Annotated in this window: 26 protein-coding genes, 1 tRNA gene and 1 riboswitch; of the genes, 11 read left to right on the top strand and 16 right to left on the bottom strand. The window is 41.3% G+C overall.

The genetic code is table 11. From position 1 onward, the window contains the following. Nucleotides 1-252 precede the first annotated feature (252 nt). Genes MGG13_RS02530 through MGG13_RS02515 form a run of 4 tightly spaced genes read left to right on the top strand, consistent with a single transcriptional unit; the run spans nt 253 to nt 3881 of the window. The gene (locus tag MGG13_RS02530) at nt 253-1257 is read left to right on the top strand and encodes a FecCD family ABC transporter permease (RefSeq protein ID WP_239035257.1); all 1005 of its coding nucleotides are present in this window, start codon (nt 253-255) and stop codon (nt 1255-1257) included. Continuing rightward, a complete protein-coding gene (locus MGG13_RS02525) occupies nt 1254-2009 on the top strand; it encodes an ABC transporter ATP-binding protein (RefSeq protein ID WP_239035256.1) in 756 nt (251 codons plus the stop codon). Before MGG13_RS02530 ends, MGG13_RS02525 begins: the two co-directional genes overlap by 4 nt. Next, nucleotides 2006-3133, top strand: coding sequence for an ABC transporter substrate-binding protein (locus MGG13_RS02520; protein WP_239035255.1), 1128 nt, complete (start codon nt 2006-2008; stop codon nt 3131-3133). Before MGG13_RS02525 ends, MGG13_RS02520 begins: the two co-directional genes overlap by 4 nt. 1 nt (nt 3134) lies before the next feature. Next, the gene (locus MGG13_RS02515) at nt 3135-3881 is read left to right on the top strand and encodes a class I SAM-dependent methyltransferase (RefSeq protein ID WP_239035254.1); all 747 of its coding nucleotides are present in this window, start codon (nt 3135-3137) and stop codon (nt 3879-3881) included. Nucleotides 3882-3926: 45 nt separating this feature from the next. Here the strand turns inward: MGG13_RS02515 and MGG13_RS02510 are convergent, their stop codons facing one another. Both MGG13_RS02510 and MGG13_RS02505 read right to left on the bottom strand, forming a co-directional pair. Next, a complete protein-coding gene (locus MGG13_RS02510; protein WP_239035253.1) occupies nt 3927-4478 on the bottom strand; it encodes a hypothetical protein in 552 nt (183 codons plus the stop codon). 8 nt (nt 4479-4486) lie between these two features. After that, complete coding sequence (locus MGG13_RS02505; RefSeq protein WP_239035252.1) at nt 4487-4879, bottom strand: hypothetical protein; 393 nt, start codon at nt 4877-4879, stop codon at nt 4487-4489. A 107-nt stretch (nt 4880-4986) separates the two neighbouring features. Here MGG13_RS02505 and MGG13_RS02500 point away from each other — a divergent pair. After that, nucleotides 4987-6131 (top strand): IS3 family transposase gene (locus MGG13_RS02500; RefSeq protein ID WP_239035251.1). Its coding sequence is split into 2 segments (ribosomal slippage): nt 4987-5233 and nt 5233-6131, totalling 1146 coding nucleotides; the frame shifts between segments, so codons are not numbered across the junction. Nucleotides 6132-6351: 220 nt separating this feature from the next. Here MGG13_RS02500 and MGG13_RS02495 read toward each other — a convergent pair. From MGG13_RS02495 to MGG13_RS02485, 3 genes are read right to left on the bottom strand one after another with little or no spacing between them, the layout of a single operon-like run. After that, nucleotides 6352-7434: a type I restriction endonuclease gene (locus MGG13_RS02495; RefSeq protein WP_420827902.1), complete on the bottom strand. Its 1083-nt coding sequence runs from the start codon at nt 7432-7434 to the stop codon at nt 6352-6354. A gap of 26 nt (nt 7435-7460) precedes the next feature. Then, nucleotides 7461-7754, bottom strand: coding sequence for a nucleotide pyrophosphohydrolase (locus MGG13_RS02490; RefSeq protein ID WP_239035249.1), 294 nt, complete (start codon nt 7752-7754; stop codon nt 7461-7463). Further along, nucleotides 7744-9408 (bottom strand): DUF2075 domain-containing protein, encoded by a 1665-nt coding sequence (locus tag MGG13_RS02485; protein WP_239035248.1) that lies wholly within the window; start codon nt 9406-9408, stop codon nt 7744-7746. The genes MGG13_RS02490 and MGG13_RS02485 overlap by 11 nt, the downstream gene beginning before the upstream one ends. Nucleotides 9409-9830: 422 nt before the next feature. On the opposite strand from MGG13_RS02485, the gene MGG13_RS02480 reads away from it, so the two are divergent. Continuing rightward, nucleotides 9831-10013: a hypothetical protein gene (locus MGG13_RS02480; RefSeq protein ID WP_239035247.1), complete on the top strand. Its 183-nt coding sequence runs from the start codon at nt 9831-9833 to the stop codon at nt 10011-10013. Nucleotides 10014-10052: 39 nt separating this feature from the next. On the opposite strand, the gene MGG13_RS02475 is transcribed toward MGG13_RS02480, so the two are convergent. From MGG13_RS02475 to MGG13_RS02460, 4 genes are all read right to left on the bottom strand, one after another. Continuing rightward, nucleotides 10053-10463 (bottom strand): hypothetical protein, encoded by a 411-nt coding sequence (locus MGG13_RS02475; RefSeq protein WP_239035246.1) that lies wholly within the window; start codon nt 10461-10463, stop codon nt 10053-10055. A 129-nt stretch (nt 10464-10592) separates the two neighbouring features. Next, nucleotides 10593-10760 (bottom strand): hypothetical protein, encoded by a 168-nt coding sequence (locus MGG13_RS02470; protein WP_239035245.1) that lies wholly within the window; start codon nt 10758-10760, stop codon nt 10593-10595. A gap of 114 nt (nt 10761-10874) precedes the next feature. Continuing rightward, nucleotides 10875-11759 (bottom strand): homocysteine S-methyltransferase, encoded by an 885-nt coding sequence (mmuM, locus tag MGG13_RS02465; protein ID WP_239035244.1) that lies wholly within the window; start codon nt 11757-11759, stop codon nt 10875-10877. Continuing rightward, nucleotides 11743-13098: an amino acid permease gene (locus MGG13_RS02460; protein ID WP_239035243.1), complete on the bottom strand. Its 1356-nt coding sequence runs from the start codon at nt 13096-13098 to the stop codon at nt 11743-11745. Before MGG13_RS02460 ends, mmuM begins: the two co-directional genes overlap by 17 nt. A 40-nt stretch (nt 13099-13138) precedes the next feature. After that, nucleotides 13139-13237, bottom strand: a riboswitch (SAM riboswitch). 146 nt (nt 13238-13383) lie between these two features. Between MGG13_RS02460 and MGG13_RS02455 the strand changes: the two genes are divergently transcribed. Together MGG13_RS02455 and MGG13_RS02450 are read left to right on the top strand one after the other, a co-directional pair. Then, on the top strand, nt 13384-15456 hold the full coding sequence (locus MGG13_RS02455) for a RecQ family ATP-dependent DNA helicase (RefSeq protein WP_239035242.1): 2073 nt from the start codon (nt 13384-13386) through the stop codon (nt 15454-15456). 112 nt (nt 15457-15568) lie between these two features. After that, the gene (locus tag MGG13_RS02450) at nt 15569-15736 is read left to right on the top strand and encodes a hypothetical protein (protein ID WP_165983151.1); all 168 of its coding nucleotides are present in this window, start codon (nt 15569-15571) and stop codon (nt 15734-15736) included. On the opposite strand, the gene MGG13_RS02445 is transcribed toward MGG13_RS02450, so the two are convergent. After that, nucleotides 15726-16154 (bottom strand): hypothetical protein, encoded by a 429-nt coding sequence (locus MGG13_RS02445; protein ID WP_133432745.1) that lies wholly within the window; start codon nt 16152-16154, stop codon nt 15726-15728. The genes MGG13_RS02450 and MGG13_RS02445 overlap by 11 nt on opposite strands. Before the next feature lie 22 nt (nt 16155-16176). Next, on the bottom strand, nt 16177-16689 hold the full coding sequence (locus MGG13_RS02440; protein WP_239035241.1) for a DUF805 domain-containing protein: 513 nt from the start codon (nt 16687-16689) through the stop codon (nt 16177-16179). Between the two features lie 116 nt (nt 16690-16805). Between MGG13_RS02440 and MGG13_RS02435 the strand changes: the two genes are divergently transcribed. Both MGG13_RS02435 and MGG13_RS02430 read left to right on the top strand, forming a co-directional pair. After that, nucleotides 16806-17699 (top strand): CPBP family intramembrane glutamic endopeptidase, encoded by an 894-nt coding sequence (locus MGG13_RS02435; protein WP_239035240.1) that lies wholly within the window; start codon nt 16806-16808, stop codon nt 17697-17699. A 97-nt stretch (nt 17700-17796) separates the two neighbouring features. After that, on the top strand, nt 17797-18342 hold the full coding sequence (locus tag MGG13_RS02430) for a hypothetical protein (RefSeq protein ID WP_239035239.1): 546 nt from the start codon (nt 17797-17799) through the stop codon (nt 18340-18342). Nucleotides 18343-18398: 56 nt separating this feature from the next. On the opposite strand, the gene MGG13_RS02425 is transcribed toward MGG13_RS02430, so the two are convergent. Beyond that, nucleotides 18399-19055 carry a DUF805 domain-containing protein gene (locus MGG13_RS02425; protein ID WP_239035238.1) on the bottom strand — a complete coding sequence of 219 codons (657 nt, stop codon included), beginning with the start codon at nt 19053-19055 and terminating at the stop codon, nt 18399-18401. A 127-nt stretch (nt 19056-19182) separates the two neighbouring features. Continuing rightward, nucleotides 19183-19254, bottom strand: a tRNA-Val gene (locus tag MGG13_RS02420). A gap of 117 nt (nt 19255-19371) precedes the next feature. On the opposite strand from MGG13_RS02420, the gene MGG13_RS02415 reads away from it, so the two are divergent. After that, nucleotides 19372-19758 (top strand): hypothetical protein, encoded by a 387-nt coding sequence (locus MGG13_RS02415; RefSeq protein ID WP_133432740.1) that lies wholly within the window; start codon nt 19372-19374, stop codon nt 19756-19758. 107 nt (nt 19759-19865) lie between these two features. Here MGG13_RS02415 and trhA read toward each other — a convergent pair whose 3' ends face one another. The 3 genes from trhA to MGG13_RS11310 are packed head-to-tail and all read right to left on the bottom strand — an operon-like array spanning nt 19866 to nt 21540. Further along, nucleotides 19866-20531 carry a PAQR family membrane homeostasis protein TrhA gene (gene trhA / locus MGG13_RS02410; RefSeq protein ID WP_239035237.1) on the bottom strand — a complete coding sequence of 222 codons (666 nt, stop codon included), beginning with the start codon at nt 20529-20531 and terminating at the stop codon, nt 19866-19868. 59 nt (nt 20532-20590) lie between these two features. After that, entirely contained in the window at nt 20591-21418 is an 828-nt protein-coding gene (locus tag MGG13_RS02405; RefSeq protein ID WP_239035236.1) for an MBL fold metallo-hydrolase, read from the bottom strand. Next, entirely contained in the window at nt 21415-21540 is a 126-nt protein-coding gene (locus MGG13_RS11310) for a hypothetical protein (protein ID WP_275416148.1), read from the bottom strand. The genes MGG13_RS02405 and MGG13_RS11310 overlap by 4 nt, the downstream gene beginning before the upstream one ends. Between the last annotated feature and the right edge of the window lie 15 nt (nt 21541-21555).

The raw sequence follows: 21555 nt of genomic DNA, 5'->3' as shown, positions 1-21555 counted from the left end.
TTAATGATCCCCATCTTTTTTCTTTATCGTGTAGCTCTACAGACGAAAATCTGCTTGATTCAGTTTAAGCTGTGACCCAGGGTGGTAGTCACCGACTTCCATGTTAAGTCGTTGCTGCTTACTGACTATGAATAAACGTAAGAACTGTAAACTGACATTTATTTTTAAATATCTATTAATTCATCCTTGACACTTTCTAACTAGAAGCGTAAAGTTAATTCGTAATTATTACGATTTAAAAAAGGAGTTATTATGTCAAATGCTTATCGACAGCAGACTTCACGTAATGGCTGGATGATCTTCATTCTTGCTTTTATGGTGGTCTGTTTCTTAATAATCGATATCACAATCGGAGCTTATGACGTCTCTCTTACGCAGCTGCTCTTCCATTTCAAGGACAGCGTGATTGATAACCTGGTTATCTTCAATCTCAGGCTGCCGCGTGCACTGACCTGTATGATCGTCGGCGCATGTCTTGGTGTCGCAGGACTCTATATGCAGATCATCCTGAGAAACCCGATTGCCAGTCCTTTTACGCTCGGTATCTCATCGGCTGCGAGCTGCGGGGCTGCTGTCAGTATTGTCACCGGCTTCCCTTTCATCCATCCAGTCGTCAATATTCAGCTGTCCGCCATCCTATTCTCCCTCTTCTGCAGCGGGCTGATGGTAATGACAGCGTTCAGACGGCAGATGGATCCGAAGCTGATGATTCTCTTCGGTGTGTCGCTGAATTTCTTCTTTCTTGCCTTTCAGTCGCTCACGCAGTATATGGCAGATGAACGTGAAGTGCAGAAAATCGTCAACTGGGTCTTCGGCTCCGTGACAAAAGCAAACTGGACCGGCGTCACTGTGACGACGCTTACTTTTATCGTCTTCTTCACGCTCAGCTACCGTAAGGCGTGGCACCTGAATCTGATGACGATGTCGGACGACCGCGCCAGAAGTATGGGGCTCAATACACATCGCTTCAGAATCTTTATCTTCATCTGCAGCTCTATTATCACGGCAGTCGCTGTCTCTTACGTCGGCACAATCGGTTTCATCGGTCTTCTTGCCCCCCATTTCGCCAAGTTTCTTGTTGGTTATGATGTCCGTTTCACTGCACCCTTATCCGCTGTTATCGGAGCCGCCATCCTGCTTGCTGCTTCTATTCTGTCTAAATCCATCATCCCGGGCACACTTATTCCGATCGGTATTCTGACCCATATCATCGGGGTCCCGTTCATGTGTATGATTGCGCTGAGAGGTCGGTCATGAAGTTAACCGTCAATAATCTGTCACTTAAGAAAGGTAGAAATGACATTGTTCAGCACGTCACGACAGCTTTTGACGCCGGTCAGCTGTCCTGTATCATCGGCGTCAACGGCTCAGGCAAGAGTATGCTGCTGAAGACGCTGCTCGGACTGGAGAAAGGGTCCGGCACGGTGCTGCTTGATCAGGTGCCTCTCAGCTTCAGCGACCTGTCCTATATCCCGCAGGGCAGTGAGGACTTACACCTGACCGTCTTTGAAGTCATTCTGCTCGGTCTTCACGCTGAACTCAACTGGCGCGTCTCTTCTGAGCAGTTGACGCAGGTCGAACATCTGCTGTCGGACATGAGACTCAGCCATCTCGCCGACCGGGATTTCGCGACTTTATCAGGCGGACAGAAGCAGATGATCCTGCTCGCTCAGGCGCTGATCAAGAAGCCAAAAGTCATCATTGCTGATGAGCCGACATCAGCACTTGACCTCGCTAATCAGCTGCATTATATCGAAACACTGAAACACTACATCAAGTCGCAGCAGGCAATCGGCATCATCGTCCTGCATGACCTGACACTGACCAGTCGCTACGCTGACCGGCTCTATGTGATGCAGCAAGGTCAGCTGACAGCAGAAGGGACAGTCACTGACCTCATGACACGAGAGAGACTGGAAACCCTCTATGATGTCAAACTTGAAATCAGCCGCACCCCTGCAGGCTTTATCTCTATTATCCCCATCCAACCGAAGGAGACATTACTATGAAAAAATTAATCATTTTACTTGTACTGCTGCTCTGTCTGTCAGCCTGCAGTGAACAGAAAGTGCAAAAAGATACCACAACAATCACAGATGTCAGAGGACGCGAAGTTGCTGTCCCGAAAAAAATCAGTAAAGTCTATTATCCGTATTACTATGAGAACCTGCTGACGATCGCCGGACCTGATGCCTTCAAAAAAGTCATCGCTTCCTCCACTTATGACACTGAGAATTACTCAAAAACGTTCTATCAGCTATTACGTGACCAGTCACCCGGCTTCAAAGAGATGAAAGATATCGGCTCTACCTTGAAAGATAACTTCGATATCGAGCAGCTCATTGCACTGAAACCGGACGTAGCGATATTCGCTAACTACCAGTACGATGCAATCGGTGAAGATAACATCAATTTGCTTGAGCAGTCAGGCATACCGGTTGTCTTCATCGATTACACTGACCTGACACCAGAGGCCCATACGAAGTCCACGACCATCATCGGTCAGTTATTCAGCTCAGAGAAACGCGCGCAGGAACTGAATGACAACTACACGGCGCACGTTAAGAAAGTGAAGGAAGCAGTCGCAAAAATACCCGACCATAAACTGAAGAGCGCTTACTTCGAACTCCGTTATAACGGCCCTACCTTCAAGGAATACGGCAAAACATACGGCCGTCATATGCTAGGTCTGCTCGCTGCTGAAGCAGGCGCGAAGAATATCTACGAAGACAAAGTGAAGGAACTCGGCGACGTCGACCCTGAGTACCTCTTTCAGCAGGACCCGGAAGCCATCTTCCTGGACGGCGGCAACTATGCTGATAAGAACATGAAGACCATCAGAACCGGCTACACAATCAGCAAGCAGGAGACGAATCAGTCCATCTCACAACTCGTCAAAGCGCGACCTGGCTTCGAAGAACTGACAGCTGTGAAGAACAGACATGTCTATGCACTTGATAACGATCTGATGCGGACGATGAAAGACTACGTGCTGATGGAATACATCGGCAAGATGCTTTATCCGGACTACTTCAAGGATTTTGAACCGACTAAGGAGCTGACAGTCTTCAACAAGAAATATTTACCGCAGCTGCCGGCAGACAGCAGCTTCATGACGAAATGGGAGGATTAATATGATCAGAGACCACTGGAACAAAAGCGCAGCAGACTACAGCGAGATCGTCAGACAGGAGCTTGCTTCTGATATCAGCAGCAGATGGCAACATTATGTCCAGAACGCTATTCATAAAGAAGGCGCGATTGAACTGCTCGATGTCGGCACAGGCCCCGGTATATTTCCGGTGCTGTTAGCAGATGAACATCTCCATGTCACAGGCATTGACCTCAGCGAAGGCATGATTGAACAGGCGAAGAACAACATCAAGACAGCAGGTGTATCAGCAGACGTCTTTGTCAGAGATGCTGCTGATACACAGTTCCCTGCTGCATCGTTTGACGTCATCATCTGCCGGAACCTCGTCTGGACACTTGAAAGACCCGTCGCAGCTTATCAGGAATGGCACCGACTGCTGAAGCCCGGCGGTCAGCTGCTGATCTTCGACGGTGAATGGTACGGCCATCACTATCACGCTGACCGTCAGGAACGATTTCAGACACTCGCACGTTACGTGAAAGACACCTATCAGGTCAATGTCTATAACTACGGCGGCGAAGAGCATCCAGATGACCACGAGATGATGCACCACCTCTACTTAAGTGATAAGAAGCGGCCTGACTGGGATATCAGCACACTTGAGACAACCGGCTTCACCATTGAGGACGTTCACCATGATTACCTGGATGACATCACGGGCAAAGAAGAACGACTGAAGCAAGGCGATATCACGCCTGTCTTTTTTATCAGTGCCATTAAACCATAACAGAAGAAGCATTCTGACTTTACCATCAGAATGCTTCTTTTCTTTTTATTCATTTATCAGCACCACTTTGCCGCCATTGATTCTCACCTTGCTGCCTTTCTGGATTTTCTGATACATATCAGGAGGCACCGCATACACCTTATCCTCGCCTTTATGTTCAACTGTAATCGTATAGACGGCATCGTCAGATAACTTATTCAGTGCAGCGCGCTGCTTGGCCGCAGTCAGATGATGGGCATTAATGACCATCCAGTACATCAACCAGTTATTCTGGTAACCTGCACTTGCAGCAAAGTAGTGATTGCGCCCGGACTTACCGGAGAAATCCCGCACATGCGGTCTCGCTAAAGATTTCGCAGTCTGAGAACGCTGGACATTCGCACGACTTATCCGACTGGTACTGTTCATACGTGAGACAGCATTCAGACGAGACGCACTGACCGCACTACGCGTAGCCGCTGCACTCGAACGAGCAGAACTGCTCGAACCAGCAGAACTACTCGAACTGGAACTGCTCCCTCCACCCTTAGCGACCGCCTCAGGTGAATGACTGAAACTCAACATAACAACTATCAAGCAGATGAATAACTTCTTCATACCCTCACCTACTTCACAACAGATTTATCTTTAACGTCTGCTTCAAAAGACTCATCCTGACCGTAAACCATGTATGGCTGCCGATAAACGAAAACCTCTTTCTCTTTATCAGGCTGACGTACCATATAAGGCTTTGCCTCCGGGTCCTTCAGAATACGCTCGTGATAATGGTCCCCGTCTTTAACCAGATACTTGACCTTGCCACCATCTTTATAAGCAATCTGATAAGTTGCCGTATCCTTATCGCCATCCGCAATCAGTTCAGCAAACACCAGATCATACTTCTTCGTCGCTTTTGACAGCTCCTGTTCTTCCTTCTCGAATTTCTCATTTGATTTCTCTTCAGAGCAGCCTGCAAGAAGAACACCTGCAGCGAGTGAAGCAAGCAGTAACTTTTTCATTTCTATCCCTCCACCAGTTATTTGCCTCTAGTTGAATCGTCTACACTTAGTTGGACAATTTCTATGTGAATAGATATTGTTAATCTAAGAAAGTAGGCGATTTATTTATGTCACGTGAAAGAAGAAGTTTCAGTCCAGAATTCAAATTACAGATGGTCAAACTTTATGAGAATGGTAAACCTAGAAATGAAATTGTACGTGAGTATGACCTGACGCCTTCGGCATTAGGGAAATGGATCAAACAGCATCAGTCCACAGGGTCATTTCTGCACAACGACAATATGAGTGATGAAGAGAAGGAACTCAAGAAATTACGTAAAGAGAACCAGCGGCTGAAGATGGAGAATGACATTTTAAAGCAAGCAGCGCTGATCATGGGACGAAGATAGCCGTCATTCGTGAGAATGCCGAGAAATATTCAGTATCAGCAATGTGTAAAGTCCTGCGGATTCCTAGAAGTACCTACTATTATGAAGTCAACAAGCTGAGTGACAGAGAAAAAGAACCGCCTGATGAAGACGTCACTGAGAAGATCATTCATATCTTCAATACAAACAGGCGTTGTTTTGGCACGAGAAGAATCAAGATAGCATTAGATAAACAAGGTCTGAAAGTCTCCAGGAGACGGATTGGTCGTATTATGAAATCTAAAAATCTTATCTCCACATATACTTCCCTGCGTTACAGAGCCTTTCCGGATCGGTCGAATGAACGCAATATTACTAATGGTCTGGGCAGATTATTCTATAGAGAAAGACCGATGGAAGTGCTTGTGAGTGATCTGACATATGTAAAGGTGGCAGGAAAATGGCATTACATATGCTTATTTATTGATCTCTTTAACCGCGAAATTGTTGGCTACAGTGCAGGACCCAATAAAGATAGTCGTCTTGTTTCAGCAGCTCTTAGTACTATCAGACATGATTTAAGAGAGGTACAGATGTTCCATACAGACAGAGGCAAAGAGTTTGATAATCATCTTATTGATGAAGTGCTTGATACCTTCGGTATCCAGAGATCGCTAAGTATGAAAGGATGCCCATACGATAATGCAGTAGCTGAAACTACGTTTAAAGCGATGAAGACTGAATTTATCAATCAATATAACTTTCAATCTACTGATCATTTGAATATTGAACTTTTTGATTATGTGAACTGGTATAACAATGTCAGGCCGCACGACGCATTAAATTATCTAACACCAAGGGAATATAAAGAAATATTCTATAAAAACTGTCCAATATTATGTTGACAGACCACTTTATCACTGCAAAATAAAAAGCAAATATCCAGTAACATATACCAGATATTTGCTTATTTAGAGAACTATCAGAAGCGGAAAAATGAAACGCTAAGTGGTATGCTTCTCAATGCATAGACAAGATATAACATATAGCCTAATGATGAGTCTCATGTGAAGGGTCGGAAAATTAGTGTTAAGCATACTGATTTGAACAGTTTACTTTCTAATTTTAAACAAATTTTTCGACTACTCCAATTAACGCTTCTTTGTAATTAACAATATCCATAGGTGACTCAATTGAGAATGTAGATTTATTTTCATCATTTATCACAATTTTTTTATTATTACCTTCTAAATACGCTCTAACTACCCATTTCCTAATATTATTATCTACAAGAATATTGAAATAGCTTTGATTATCTCTATAGTGAATTCTTTCAGGTGATATTATATCCATGAGAGAAACTTTAATCACTGCATAAGCTTCTAGTTCAGTTGGAGTTGTAATCACTTCTAAAGTGTCATTTTTTAATTTTGCTGATTCCAATGATTCGACATCATTCTTGTCACTAATTTTTATTTTTGCTTCTCCTGTTGTATTCAGTGCCGCATTTAATTTATCAGTAACTTTATCTTTCATCATTTGATTAAATGTCGATTTAACAGTAGGGGTAAATCTTTCAATGATAGCCTTTGTTTTAACTCCTTCATAAACATGATTGAGGATATGTTTTACAAAGTCTTCATTAGGATCTTCCATCTGTTCATTTAAGTAATTTCTTATTAAATTCACATATTTTAATTCATATGCAGAACTTGAAATGTTCTGTACATTAAAATTTTCTTTTGTGAACTTAAATAGTTCTCTTAAATGCGCATCTTTTAAATCGGTAATACTGAACATTAAGAATGGTTTGGAATCCATTTTATTCGGTTCTTCTAAATCTGTAAAAAATCGATACTCTATTCCATTTGTTAAAATACCAAACTTAGATGTACTAGTACCGAAATATCTAAATAACTGAGAATCATGATTTGTTAGCTGCTCATTAACGGACTTACATTCAATAAGTATGACTGGTTCATTATTTTCCATGATTGCGTAATCCACTTTTTCACCTTTTTTAATACCGACGTCAGCAATAAATTCTGGCGTAAATTCTAAAGGATTAAATACGTCATAACCTAGAGTTGAAAAAAACGGTAAAACCAAAGCAGTTTTTGTAGCTTCTTCTGTACTTACACTTCCTTTTAATTTTTCGACTCTCTGTGAAATTAATTCCATGTTATTAATAAATTGTTCCATTCCCATCCCTCTTATCTATATTATTGTTAATATCACAGTGGATATTTTTCCCCGTTCATTCTAACTTTCATACGAATAATATCTTCTATATCAAAGTTCATTTCTTCGGCTAACTGTATCCCATATATAAATACGTCAGCGAGTTCTTCAGCAATTTCCTGCCGGTTTTTAACGACCGCTTCATCGCTTGAAAGCCACTGGAAGTTTTCCAGTAATTCAGATGCTTCTAAACTCAGTGATAATGCCAAGTCTTTTGGATTATGATACTGCTTCCAGTTTCTTTCTTCACGAAATTTGTTAATCAATTGAATCAGATCAGGATTCATCTATTTTCCCTCCGTTTAGCAGCACTTCTCTTAGCTCTGGATTACTTGCGTAGATATATAATCCCTTAACGCCGCGTTTCATCAGAACATTAATTGAGTTTAGTACAATTTGCTCTTTAAGTTCTTCGGTGTTTGCTTCTTCATTCACACCACTTTTACCTCTGAATGCTTCTGTGTCCTGATATTTTTTTGTATCTATCTTCAGACTTTTAGAATCTTTATCAAAGATGACTGACGGCCCTAATATCACACCTACATAATTCAAGTCGAATCCTTGAATGGTATAAATAGATCCAACCTCATTAATTGTTTCAGGTTCTTCAGCCCATGTATTTTTATAATCTGTCCTGTTCCACACTTGTTTAAATCCAGGTTCTTCAACATAATAATCGCTTCCATCTTTTTTGTGCTGATAGTCGAAGGTAGAAACAATTCTAGATAGTTTAAACTTTTTATCTTTCTCAATGATTGCTTCCTTCAATTCTGCAGCTGACTCAAAAACTTTAAAATCAAATTCACCGTTATTATGATCAGGAATGGGCTTAATTTGTTTATTTACAAAAGAGTCAATCCAGTCAATCATTTCATCACTTGCCTGCATTCGAAACTGATCTGTTAACGTAAATGGTTTCGTGTAGACATTCTTCGTAATTTTTTTCAGCAAATCTTCGGACCAGTGACTTTTGATTTTTAAATATTGCCTCTCATCATAAACAATGACTGTCACTTTACTTAACTTAATAATTTCTTCTAATTGATTTTGTCCTGTAAAGCCATTAAAGTTATCTTCTTTTGTGAGTAATAAATGGGCTTCATCCACAAAAGTGATATCTGCCATCTTTTTTTCTTTCGTCATTTTGTTAATAAATGGTGTCGGTTTTTCAAAGTTTTTCTTTTTTAAGTTCGGCAAACTTTCTGCAATTGATTCGTATGTCTTCTTCATTTCATTATGATTGACTAATAGATAATTGTTTGTTTTATAGAGGTCTGATTCACCATAAAACTCTGGTTTCTCATTAGCTATATCCTGTATAGTATTGAAAGTTGAACTTAAAACTACGCTCTTTCCAGTACCAGCATCACCTTTTATCAAAAAGACTGCTTTTTTGTTATTCTTGATATTTTCCTTACAGAATTCAATGATCATATTTTTAAGTTCTAATTGAGAAGGTGAGAGTTCTTTATAAGGAGAAAGTTTAAATACATCTCTGTTTCTGAGTATTTCGAGTGAATTTTTTACAAGTTTCTCTTTCTGCAGTTCAGTCCAAAGTTCTTCAAATAATACCGAATGATAATAATCCTTTTCAAAATAATTATGGGTGGTTTCCTGTCTGATTTGACTGCTATTTTGCAGTTTATACTGGTTGTCAGCTATAAAATAGTTAATTAAATTAGTTTCAATATTATAAGTTGCTGATTGGTTAAACTTTTCGTGTCCAATAAGCACCATTTTGTTAAGTACTTTTCTCTTATTATCTTTTAAATGATTCTTCATTCGATTTCGTACTTGAACTGTCTGACCTATATATGCACTTGGTTTAGCAGAATCATTATTTAAAATATAAACGATAGGATAACTATCTATGTATTGTTCACCTATTGTTCTCACAGATGCTTCATTAAAATCAAGACTCATAATTTTTAATTCGTTCATCATGTTTCTCCTGATTATGACATTTACATTCTTATTGAATATTCACACTTTAATTATACACATGCTGCTCCTTAAATTGACAATATTTTGTTAAAAGAACAGTTAAGTTATTTTAAATGAACATGTAGCTTTAATATGTTCATCCTCCCATTCCCTTTCCAATAAAATCCTTTATTTTCTATTTCCACTTCTATACACTAGAGAGAGACTTACAAATAAAGGATGCAGCAAAATACTAAACTAGCGGCGATCATGCCTTCATGGTTTATGTCGATATGGGCTTATTACGTTCTGTTCAATGTCGTTACTCATAATGGTTTTCTATTACCTACGAGCCTTGCCGTTATCGGCTTTCTTGTACTCGCTCCTATGTCTCTATATGCGACGTGGGCTGTCTTTCAACAGAAAAAGAGAGGTGCCCGATGAAACGTTCTACTCTTTTAAGTGTGCTGCTCGCTTTTATCCTTGCAGTCGGCGATTACGTTTTTTACTTCAATGCTGTTAACGACAATGCCGACAGCACTGGTATATTTGCTTATGGATTATCTTTCACTATTTTTGCGACCTATGCCTTATATGCTTCCTGGCTGACCAGAAACAAATAAGAACCGGAACAAAGCCTCTGCTCTGTTCCGGTTCTATTGTTACCACTCTCGCACTATATATTTAACGACAGGGATATCTGATACTCCGTTTTTATAGAGAATTTTAATGCGGTCCACTAATGGGTCATCAAATTCCAGAATAAGAATAACCGCGAGATCGATACATTCATCTATCGTCATATTAAGATTAAGATCATATTCATCTTCAGGTACCGTATTCATCCCGATCACTCTACCGTTTTCTCCGTAGAAAATCTCTGACACGAAATGATAGTTGTCCGGATCTTTCTCGTGATAAAGTCCAATCGCGTATCTATCCTCTTCTTCAGGTAAACCCTGCTGCATGATAGTGTGCATGGCTGTTTCTGATATCTTTGCATTCAGCGCACTTTTCTCCTGTGCAGATGCGACAGCTATTTCATAGTCTTTACTCGGTATATTGAATTCCATAAGCTCGCCCCTTTTCATAGAATTGATATTCTCTAGTATTGTTCCCTTATTAACTACTTTTAATTCAAGTTCATTGCATAAAAAAATCAAACGATATTGTCTTCGTTTGATTCTTGTTTCCATTCTCTTTTAAACTGAATGAGTACCGCCTAGCACTATTTGGTTTTCATCACTTTTATTTTCGTCGATTTTCTCCTGTATTTCTTCTGCAGTTAACTTCTGCGCATGCTTCGGTGGCCATTGTGTTTGTTTCTCTTCTTTCTTTCTAGAAAAAAGTTTGCTGATTAGTTTCAACATGTCATTATCTCCTTTTATGTCATTTTATAACATTTAGAATCAAGCTCATTATATCATATTATTTCTATGAAATAGAAACACACTTCTAATAAATAGAAGTGTGTTTCTAACTTGTTATAAAGATGCTTTTAACTCTTTGATATCGTCCGGTCCTACCTGACAACATCCTCCTATAAACTTGACGCCTTTATCTTTCCATCTGACAGCCGCTTCAAGTAGTGACTGTTCTTCATCCCCAATCCATACTTTGTTGCTGGCATCATACTTTCTGCCACCATTCGGATAAAGAATAATATCTTTAGAACTTTGCTTGATTAATTTATCTACTGCTTCATCTATCACTTTAATGCTTGTGCAATTGATTCCGAATGCAAGTACATTTGGAATAGCATTCACAGTTTCAATAACCTCATCAAGCTGTGTACCATCTGACAGGTGTGTACTGTCATTCAGCGTTACTGATAGCCATGCTTCTATTTCTTCATATTCCTCAAGCAATTTCTTTACTGCTTTGATTTCTTCAAGATTAGGAATGGTTTCAAATGCAAATACGCTGATTCCGGCTTCAATCAGTATATCTAAGCGCTCTTTATGATAGTCGATGTAATCTTGCTCGGAGATAATATAGTCGCCAGTATATTCAGCGCCGTTACCCAGCATTGCTCCATATGGTCCTAACGAGCCTGCAATAATCGTATTCTCTTTAGCTGCTCGTCTGGCAATCTCTACTGCTTTCTTTAAATAGTTTCTTGCATCTTGATAGTTTAATCCCATATTAATAAATGACTGTATAGCCGCCTGATAAGTGTTAGTTAAAATGATTTCTGCACCTGCATCAACAAATGCCTGATGCACTTGGTAGACAGCTTCCGGATTTGATTCTATTAAATTTGAAGACCACAAAGGATGATTAACATCATAACCGAACTGCTCAACGGTTGTGCCGAATCCTCCATCTAATAAAATGATTTCCTGTCCTAATTTATCTTGTAACTGCATGAATTTCTCCTCCTTTTTTCTTAATGAAATAATGAAGTAATCCTACAAGAATGCAGAATGGCAATCCTATTAATGTGGCTAATCTCTGATTTGGATCAAACAGGACACCAATAGTTGAAATCAAACATAATAGAAACCCGGCAATCGGCAATATATAGGCTTTTTTGTGAGTTTCCTGCTTTTTACGCAGTTGATTGTACCTTGCAGCACATATGCTCATCCATACAACAACGACTGCAAACCCTGCAATGGATACAAGGGCTAAATAAACCGTAGAAGGCGCAATCACACTGGATAATAAACTTAAGAGGGCACCTGCTAAACTGATAATTGTCGCATTGATCGGCATACCCTTTTTATTCAGTTTTCGTGCTATAGGAATAATATTGTCACGCTCGGATAAACTCCAAAGCATACGACTTGAAGCATAAAGGCCTGAGTTTGCCGCTGACAATAAAGCCGTCAATATAACAAAGTTCATGATATCTCCTGCAAAAGGTATACCTATGCTATCCAATATGGATACAAAAGGACTTTCAAGTAAGCTCACTTTGTCAATCGGCAGCAACAGAACCATGATGATAATAGTTCCAATAAATAAAACTGCTAAACGCCATACCGTTGCACTTATTGTTTTCGGGATGACTTTTTGAGGATTCTTAGTCTCTCCTGCAGCAATGGCAATCAGTTCTGTACCACTAAAAGCATAATTGACTGCTAGCATAGTCGTAAAGATCCCGAATAGACCATGAGGAATCTTGAGTAACTTTTCGCCGTCTATGACTGGCTCCAGTTTTGATGGTATTAAGTTAAAGATAATAAGCAATCCAACAATAATGAAAACGACAATCGCAAGCACTTTTACTAAAGATAACCAAAATTCTGTTTCTCCATAAGTTCTACTAGTCGTAAAATTAATACCTACAATAACTACTATAAAAATCAAACTAAATAACCAGACTGGAAATTGAGGAAACCACTTCTGAAAAAGAATCCCTCCCGCAGTGACTTCAGATCCGAGTGCGATAGTCCAGCATAACCAGTAGCTCCATGCGACCACATGCCCGATTGATGGATGAATATAGATGTTTGCATATGTATGGAATCCCCCTACATCTGGATGTTCTACAGCTAATGCACCCATACATTTCATCACAATATAGACGAGCAGGGCACCTATTATATAGCTAATAACTGTTCCTATCGGTCCTGCTTGCTGCAAAGTATATCCTGTACTTAGAAATAAACCCGTTCCAATTACACCACCGAAACTTAACATCATGACATGACGCTTCTCTAACCCTCTTTTGAACTCATTACTCATTTTTCTTCCCCCCATAAAAAAATACCCCTCTGAAAAAGAGGGGTATAAAAGTATACACTCATATTTCAGGCAGAACCTGTTGGATTTAGCACCGTGCAAATGCCGGTTGCTGAGACTTCAAAGGGCCAATTCCCTCCATCTCTCTTTATAAGTTATTTAATTGATACATAGCATATCATCAGACTTATAGTCGGTCAATCATATTTTTATTATTTTCAGTTTTTTCACTCAACTTCAGACTCTTATACTTTTAGTTCTGCTCTTGTTACAATAAATGAGATTAACTAAGGAGGTTTTTCCATGAACGTTTCAGAACGCGCTATCCAGATTTTAAAAGAGACATATGGTCCTGACAGTGAGTTTCGCAACGGTCAGCTTGAGGCCATTACAGCTGTCGTGAATAAGCAGAAGACGCTGGTCATTCAGAAGACGGGCTGGGGTAAGTCTATTGTCTACTTCATTGCGACGAAGATACTGCGGGAACGTGGTGCGGGTCCGACGATTATTATCAGTCCGCTTCTTGCCTTGATGCACAATCAGATTGAGGCAGCGAAAAAGCTCGGTCTCAATGTCGTGACCATCAACAGCAACAACCGCGATGACTGGGAGATGATCTATGCGTCGCTAAACGAAGTAGATGCGATTATTGTCTCGCCTGAGAAGCTGTCAAATCCAGAGTTTGTAGAGCATCTCAGTGAAGTGAATAACATTGAGATGGTCGTGGTGGATGAAGCACATTCGATTTCTGACTGGGGTCATGATTTCAGACCTGACTATCAGCGTATCGTCTATCTGCTGCAGTCGTTCCCTGATCACATCGCGATTCTCGGGACGACAGCGACTGCGAATGACCGGGTGATTCAGGATATCAAGGATCAGTTAGGTGATGACTTACAGGTCTTCCGTGGCGACTTGATTCGTGACAATATTTCCATTCAGGTCAACGCGGCACAGAGTAAGGTTGAACGGCTGGCTTTTATCACGGATGCTTTGACGCGACATCCATTCCTGAGCAAGAAACAGGGCATCATCTACTGCCTGACGAAGAAGGAATGTGACTCTGTTGCCTATTTCCTGTCGCTACAAGGTATCTCTGTTACTGCTTATTATTCGGGTTTGCAGGATGCGTCTGGTGAAGATATGACTGAAGACATACTCGAAGGATTCCATACTGGCATGACACGCGTTATTGTCTCTACTGTCAAGCTCGGCATGGGTTATGACAAATCCGATATCGGTTTCGTCATTCATTTCCAGCTGCCGCAGAACCTGATCGCCTACTATCAGCAGATCGGCCGTGCCGGGCGTGATGGTTCTCCTGCCTTAGCGATTCTGCTGCACGGGGAGGAGGACGAAGAGATCATCAAGTCATTTATTGAAGGCGCGAACAAGGATCCGGAGCTGCTGCAGCAGATTCTGCAGGTGATCGGTGACAGCGCAGATGGACTGAAACGGAATGAGATTCTGCAGCATTTCAATCTGAACGTCACAAAACTCGCTTCTGTACTGAAGTATCTCTATGTCCATAACTATATCTATATGGAGAAAAGTAAGTACTACGTCCATCCGAAGCACCATTTTGATGCGGCGGGCAACGCGCGGATTCAAAAGCAGCTGAATGAGACTCGTCTTGCTGAACTGGATAACCTGAAAGCATTCATCAATTATGACGGCTGCTATATGAAGTTTATTGCGGACGAACTGGACGCGCCTGATACAAAGGAACGCTGCGGCATCTGTGCGCATTGTCGTAACAGGCAGTTCATTACACTGGAGGACGACAATCCTTATCTTGAGCAGGCGAAGGAATTTAAGAACAAGCTGCACGGTGTCATCACACCGCGTAAACGCTGGTCGAACAATAAGAAGGTTGACGACGCACTCGTATACGAACTCGGCTGGACTTATACTGTTGATGCCTACTCTCCTATCGGCAGGCGGTTTATGCTGGAGCGAGAGCAAGGTCATTTCTCAGACAAGACCGTGACGACTGTGACTCACTTTCTGAAAGAGCATATTGCTGCAAATGATATCGAAGTGATAACTGGCGTGCCGAGTTTAAGAAGACCCACTCTTATCCCTGAACTTGGCAGAAAGGTTGCAGATAATCTGGGGATAACTTATAGCGAAGCACTGGAGAAGACAGCTCAAGGTATGCCGCAGAAAGAGATGCATAACTCGATGATGCAGGAGAATAACGTGCGGGAGACACTTAAAGTGAGTCAGACAGAAGCAGTTCAAGGGAAGAACGTGCTGCTGATGGATGACCTGGTTGATTCACGCTGGACGATGACTGTTGCCGCGAGTCTGTTACTGGACCAAGGCGCAGCTCATGTCTATCCATTCGCGCTGGTGAATATAGGTAATGACTAAAAACCAGGAGACGAATTATCAGCCTCCTGGTTTTCCCTTTATATGGGTGTTATACTGGATTACGAAAGGAATGATAACTTTGAAAAATGTCTCTCCATATGCGCCACTCTTTATGAGTTATTGGATAATTTTATTCAGTTACTATTCTTATTCGAATATCGTCTTTAATCATCCTGATACATGGCGTATCTGGGTATCTGGACTAGGATTCAGTATCTTTTTTATCATGACCATATGGGCGACATTCGCCATTGAAGAGCAGCAGGCTGCTAGTAAGTAAATGTTTTCTGATGTGCATCATAGCTAATTAAAGGATATTTTGGATAGATGTTGCGCTGTACATATTCTGCCCAGCATCTATCTCTGTATTCTATAATCTGGCAAGCTAGTGTTTCTTGAGATAAGGGATCCGCTTGGAACTCTTCTTTATTTATCTCCACAAATTCAAAAAGCTGTGTAGAACCCTTTTCAATCACTAAGTGATGCGCCAGTCCTTCTATATCTGATATCAGCTCTTCATTCTTATACAGAACTTCCTCTTTTAAATCCGTAATAATCAGGATATATATTTCATCCTTCTCTTCCCAGATGAATACTTCAAGCATTGTATACTGGTATTCCTCCCCGTCGTAAACGGAACCTGGATACATATACCACCGTTCGAGATTCGCTCTCCTTAAATTTCTTGTTAATGTCATTTAAACCCTTCTTTCTTGAAGATTATTGCGTTTCTCCCCATCTGTTTGTCCATTCTGATGATGCTTTGCTCAGCTGGATGATAAACCAGATAGTGGAACTGATGACCCAGAACAGAATGAGAAAACTAAAAAATGTTGCGAAATTAGAAGCGGACTGATGTCTGAAGAGATAGTTGATGCCGTTGATACTATAAATCAGTAACGGGTTAAGCAGCATCACGACTACCCACCAGCCATGCCGACCCACGTCGTGCAGTCTTCTGACTATAACGGCGATTTCCGGAATCAATAAAATCAACGAGAAAATAATCAGACTATAATAAAGTGTCGGAATGATATACGGGGCAAAGACGTTATCTTCATCGAATCTCATCATATAGACTATAAGCATCAGCATATATATCAGAACTTCTATTCCCCTATGAACAACGAACGGCAGCCAGAACTCTGCCTGACTTGACCGCCCTCTGAAATCAAATGCCCGCTTCCAGAACTGATGATATATTGCACTGAACGAGTGCTCATTCTTTTCCATGCTATCTCCCCCTTGTGGTTCATTATAGTCTATTACCTTAAAATTTCCTTAAATTTACTGAAGATTACGTGTTGAGTAACTTGTTAATGCTAGAATAAAGGAAAGGAGGCATTATGATGAAGATAAATGAAAGTATAAAGTCGATGAAGTCACCGTATAAATGGTGGTCGGTGATCCTGTCTGCGTTAGCAATCTATATCATTTCTTCTATTCTTACCATAGTTGTGGCAACACCCGTTCTGCTTTATATCATATCTATTGCGAATGCGGATGAGATGAACCCAGGGAGTCTGCAGCTCTTCTTCGTCAATATGTTGAGTTTCCCGATCGCGTTACTATTACTGCTGATCTTCAACCGCTTCGTCTATCAGCATCCTGAACGTGCAATGGGCTTCTTCAAAGAACAGGCTTTGAAAAAATATTTGATGGGCGTTTGCCTAGGTATCGGGCTGATTCTCCTTGTTTTCTTGCTGAATTATGCCACAGGCGCTGTAGCTGTCCGCCCTAATCCCAATTTCAGTCTCCTGATTTTTGTCGCAATGATACTCTGCTTTATGGTTCAAGGGCTGACTGAGGAAGTGCTGGCACGTGGTTTCATCATGAATAAAGTCGCTAAGCAGTTAGGACTGCCAGCCGGAATCATCATCAATTCCCTGTTCTTCGCAGGCCTGCATCTACTCAATCCAGATGTCACTGCGATTTCAACTTATAACATCTTTCTCGCCGGTGTGCTGTTTTCACTCCTCTTCTACTGGAGCGACAATATCTGGTTAACTGGGGCGACACATAGTGTGTGGAATATTATGCTCGGGGTTGTTCTCGGCAGTGAAGTCAGCGGTATGCATCTGCCATCGTCATTATTGATCACGACTTCTAATTCAAGAGATCATTTCCTGAACGGCGGCCATTTCGGGCTGGAAGGCGGTATATTTACGACATTGATGACACTAGTCATGAGCGGTGTGCTGATCATGATGATTCAGAGAAAATCAAAAAGGATTATCAAATAAATTTAGCTTTTTAATTTGAGCATTTTTTACAATCTCTTAATCTACCGGAATTTTTTTCTGATATAATAGAGGTATCACATACAAAGGGGATACACAATTGAAAAAGTTCATGACAGCTTTCTTGACTCTTGCTCTACTCATCACTTTATTTGCGCCAGTTTCAGAGGCCAGCACTTATACGCTGAAGAATAAGACATTAAAAATGCCGAACCTTTACAGCACGACAGTCGCATCTCAGCTGAAAAGCGGAACGTTTAAATATTATGGCGTGAAACTGGGAAATTCCAAACGTTATATGTACAATATGTGGGGATCTGCTGCGAGTTCAAGTGTTTCGAGAGGCTATGGTTCTACTGACGGTTTATATTTTTATGGTAATGACTGGCAGGTCACTGTCGATGCTTCTTATCCTAATACTAGAATCTCTACAGACAAACTGATAGTGGAATCTATCTCTATCGCTGATGACTATCACAAATACGAATACAGCAAAATCAAGTCTATTTTCGGTTCACCTCAATCTATTTATACAGATGGCAACTACCGTTCTATCAACTACAAGGATAAAGTTGATATTTCATTTACTAAAATCGGTTCTAAATGGTATGCAGACGAAGTTTCCTATTATAAATATAGCTTCTAAGATAAACGACTAACGGGAAGTATCCCATTAGTCGTTTTTGTTAAGTGAAGATGCTTTTAATAGAGCGATCTTTCTTCTCTCTCCTGTTGTCTGTAAAACTCATGCATCCGGCGTTCTTGCTCCATCGTCAGCATATTCATCGGTCTGTCCGGACTTTTTGGGTCTTTCGGATTCATGCCCCATTTGTTAGTGCCGGGCTGTGAATCCTGCACAGTCAGAACCAGAAACCAGATACTGATGCCAAGCATGATAAGCACCATGATAGCCGGTAAAATCATAACGACAGGCGACGGCGCGATTTCCTGATAGCTGCTGGAACTTAATAGTATAACATTAAGAATCATCATCGCAGAACCGATTACAAAGGGTCCGACTATCGGCAGCAGCACCCACCAGCCGGATTTACCGATATCATGCATGCGACGGACAGAGACAGCGAGTGTCGGAATATAGGTCGCCAGTGAAAATAAGATAATCCCAAAATAAATAAGTGGCAGCAGCACGATGCCCGGCCCTACTTCATCAGGACTGGAACTCATACTGAATACGACGGCAGCAACGATAGCCATTAAAGCAGCAGCAATCAGACTGAACAGAAGATGAAAGAGCTGCGGCATCCAGTATTCTTTTCTGCGTGCTCTCCCTTCAAATGTCACGCCATTTTTCCAGTAACGTTTGTAAGCTTCCCATGCACCCATTTGCTTTTCATGCATTGTCATCCCTCCATAGCTTTCTTATTTCTATTTTATCGTAAAATATAATAAATAACCTATTATTACATAAAATTTACATTAATATAATCAATAAAAAAACACTTATCTGATGATAAGTGGTCAGTAGTGCACCCTGACGGATTCGAACCGCCGACCCCTTGCTTGTCGAGCAAGTATTCTCCCGCTGAACTAAGGGTGCAGATATTAAGAGAATGTCTCACTATTATAGCAAATGAATCTTCTATAGCCAATACATTTCTTTCAATCAGATGTTAATCATGATAATCTAGGGTTACATATTTTTTCAGGAGGAGCTATGGATAAAAGAATCTATATCACTATTTTTCTCGTTGCTGCTTTCACACTCTATCAAATCTATGCCGCTTATCAGGCGCTTCAGGCGGGCAGCGTTGCCGGTCTCATCTCGCCTATCATGTATGTCGGTATCATCGGGCTTATCATCAATCAGCTCATGCTATCAAATCTGCGTTCAGATTTCATGCGCCGCTTTACACTGCCGCAGGTTATCCGCTTCTCATTCTATCTGTCACTCGGGCTGATGATGCTCTACGCGATTACACTTGCCCTCAATCTGATGTACGGTATTCTGTTCTCTGCTATCTTCAGCGGACTGCTGCTCTACTCAAGCTATAATGCCTACAAGCAGGCAGCAACACTGAAGAATCAGTACGGGATAAAGTAATAGTCGTACGATTTCAGGAAAGTACTTATCAGCTGATAATACCGTGATAACAATCTATCAGCCATATAAAGAGACAACCGCTCAAGTACGACTTAAGCGGTTATTTTTTATATGAAATATAGAAGTGCCAGGAAATGAAGTCCCGCACCAAACAGAATAAAGAAATGCCAGATCATATGAAAGTAATGACGTGACTTCTGCGCATAGAACCAGGTACCAATGGAATAAGCAAGTCCACCGGCCACGATCAAGATTACAAAGCCCATACTGACTTTACTGATAAGGCTCGGAAAGAGGATGATGCCGAGCCAGCCCATCGCCAGATACAAGGTCAGACTTATTTTCGGATTAACATTCTTCGCGGTCGCCTTATAGAGAATGCCGCCGATGGTGACGATCCACTGGATGATCATAATTGTCCACCCCAGCCTGCCCCCGACAATACTTAGAGCGACCGGTGTATACGTCCCTGCAATCGCGACATAAATCATGCTATGATCAACAATACGCATCACATATTTATGGACAGACTTGGTCGGCATCAGATGATAGATACAGGAGGACAGGAACATCAGAAAAATACTGATAAGAAAAACTGAAATCCCGAGAGAGAGAATCATGCCTCCCATCAAGTAAGTCTTAACGGCGAAGTACGGCAGAGTTAAAAGAATCAAAAGCGCCGGTACACCATGCGAGACAGAATTCCCTACTTCTTCACCTAGTTTAAGGGGACGGATATCCCTGAAATTATAGGATTCTTTTGTTGATGACATACTTTCACCTCGATATGATTGTTGCCTTCATTTTAACACTAATATGAGGTGATGCGAACTCATACATATTTGCCGTGCTTCGGCTTAGCGAGTGTATCGAATTGGTCTGCAAGTTCCTGTAAGTCAGCTGCAAGCACCTCTCCCGCCATGGGCATGCCGTGACCTGTCACAGTAATTTTCGGCTGCAGTGCATTCAACTTCCGCACAGATTCTTTTGCTGCCTGCCAGTCAGGTGTGAAATATCTTGGCGGGCCGTTCAGTTCATGTTTCTGGCTCATCGCTTTATAAAGCGAATCCTGATCAGTTGTTGTGATGGCGTCGCCTGCAATCAGCAGTCCTGCATTGTCATTATAATATGAGACATGGCCTGGTGAATGGCCTGGTGTATGAAGCCATTTATAGTCGTCCAGATAAGGTACTGTACCGTCCTGCGGCAGTGTGCGGACATGGGTCGTCAGATCAATCGGTTCTTTAGGGAACATAAACGATAGACGGCCGGCGGAACTCCCTTCTACCATCGGGTCTGCATCCGGGTAGCTGGATACACCTGTTAAATAGGGCAGTTCAAGTGTGTGCGCGTAGACAGGCACGTGCCATTCTTCAATGAGCTCAATAATAGAACCAACGTGATCAAAATGACCATGTGTCAGCAGAATAGCCTGAGGTTTAGCACCTTTCCCGTACTGTTCTTCAACCAGTTCGATAATCGCCTGAGCTTTATTCGGCATGCCGGCATCAATCAATACAAACGAACCGTCTATGTTTTCGACAAGGAAAATATTAACCATCTGTAATGTATGCTGGATGACACCTGGTTTTACTTCAGTTGTATGACCGCTTGCAATAGAAGTCATCGGAATTGATTTATAGTCGCTACCATAGTTCATGAGTTCATCTCCTCCATATCATTTTCTCTGTTTGTCACTACATGCTGCTCTTCGTCAATAAATGCTACTATCTTCAAGCTTTGTAATCTTGTCGTCCGGATATTGCGTGCCCGTCCATCCATCATGGTAAGCCTCCC

It is taken from the genome of Macrococcus brunensis, assembly GCF_022343725.1.
Lineage (GTDB): Bacteria > Bacillota > Bacilli > Staphylococcales > Staphylococcaceae > Macrococcus > Macrococcus brunensis.
The sequence above is the reverse complement of the archived record's forward strand: the minus strand, read 5'-3'. Positions and strand labels throughout refer to the sequence as shown.

Coding starts and splice junctions, on each gene's coding strand:
- MGG13_RS02510 (WP_239035253.1), bottom strand. CDS start 4,478: ATGAAGAAGTTATTCATCTGCTTGATAGTTGTTATGTTGAGTTTCAGT.
- MGG13_RS02405 (WP_239035236.1), bottom strand. CDS start 21,418: ATGAACTATGGTAGCGACTATAAATCAATTCCGATGACTTCTATTGCA.
- MGG13_RS02525 (WP_239035256.1), top strand. CDS start 1,254: ATGAAGTTAACCGTCAATAATCTGTCACTTAAGAAAGGTAGAAATGAC.
- MGG13_RS02515 (WP_239035254.1), top strand. CDS start 3,135: ATGATCAGAGACCACTGGAACAAAAGCGCAGCAGACTACAGCGAGATC.
- MGG13_RS02440 (WP_239035241.1), bottom strand. CDS start 16,689: ATGGAAAAGAATGAGCACTCGTTCAGTGCAATATATCATCAGTTCTGG.
- MGG13_RS02415 (WP_133432740.1), top strand. CDS start 19,372: ATGGATAAAAGAATCTATATCACTATTTTTCTCGTTGCTGCTTTCACA.
- MGG13_RS02425 (WP_239035238.1), bottom strand. CDS start 19,055: ATGCATGAAAAGCAAATGGGTGCATGGGAAGCTTACAAACGTTACTGG.
- MGG13_RS02530 (WP_239035257.1), top strand. CDS start 253: ATGTCAAATGCTTATCGACAGCAGACTTCACGTAATGGCTGGATGATC.
- MGG13_RS02450 (WP_165983151.1), top strand. CDS start 15,569: ATGAGTTATTGGATAATTTTATTCAGTTACTATTCTTATTCGAATATC.
- MGG13_RS02485 (WP_239035248.1), bottom strand. CDS start 9,408: ATGAACGAATTAAAAATTATGAGTCTTGATTTTAATGAAGCATCTGTG.
- MGG13_RS02490 (WP_239035249.1), bottom strand. CDS start 7,754: ATGAATCCTGATCTGATTCAATTGATTAACAAATTTCGTGAAGAAAGA.
- MGG13_RS02470 (WP_239035245.1), bottom strand. CDS start 10,760: ATGTTGAAACTAATCAGCAAACTTTTTTCTAGAAAGAAAGAAGAGAAA.
- MGG13_RS02455 (WP_239035242.1), top strand. CDS start 13,384: ATGAACGTTTCAGAACGCGCTATCCAGATTTTAAAAGAGACATATGGT.
- MGG13_RS02520 (WP_239035255.1), top strand. CDS start 2,006: ATGAAAAAATTAATCATTTTACTTGTACTGCTGCTCTGTCTGTCAGCC.
- MGG13_RS02495 (WP_420827902.1), bottom strand. CDS start 7,434: ATGGGAATGGAACAATTTATTAATAACATGGAATTAATTTCACAGAGA.
- MGG13_RS02480 (WP_239035247.1), top strand. CDS start 9,831: ATGAAACGTTCTACTCTTTTAAGTGTGCTGCTCGCTTTTATCCTTGCA.
- mmuM (WP_239035244.1), bottom strand. CDS start 11,759: ATGCAGTTACAAGATAAATTAGGACAGGAAATCATTTTATTAGATGGA.
- MGG13_RS02445 (WP_133432745.1), bottom strand. CDS start 16,154: ATGACATTAACAAGAAATTTAAGGAGAGCGAATCTCGAACGGTGGTAT.
- trhA (WP_239035237.1), bottom strand. CDS start 20,531: ATGTCATCAACAAAAGAATCCTATAATTTCAGGGATATCCGTCCCCTT.
- MGG13_RS02505 (WP_239035252.1), bottom strand. CDS start 4,879: ATGAAAAAGTTACTGCTTGCTTCACTCGCTGCAGGTGTTCTTCTTGCA.
- MGG13_RS02475 (WP_239035246.1), bottom strand. CDS start 10,463: ATGGAATTCAATATACCGAGTAAAGACTATGAAATAGCTGTCGCATCT.
- MGG13_RS02460 (WP_239035243.1), bottom strand. CDS start 13,098: ATGGGGGGAAGAAAAATGAGTAATGAGTTCAAAAGAGGGTTAGAGAAG.
- MGG13_RS02435 (WP_239035240.1), top strand. CDS start 16,806: ATGAAGATAAATGAAAGTATAAAGTCGATGAAGTCACCGTATAAATGG.
- MGG13_RS11310 (WP_275416148.1), bottom strand. CDS start 21,540: ATGGATGGACGGGCACGCAATATCCGGACGACAAGATTACAAAGCTTG.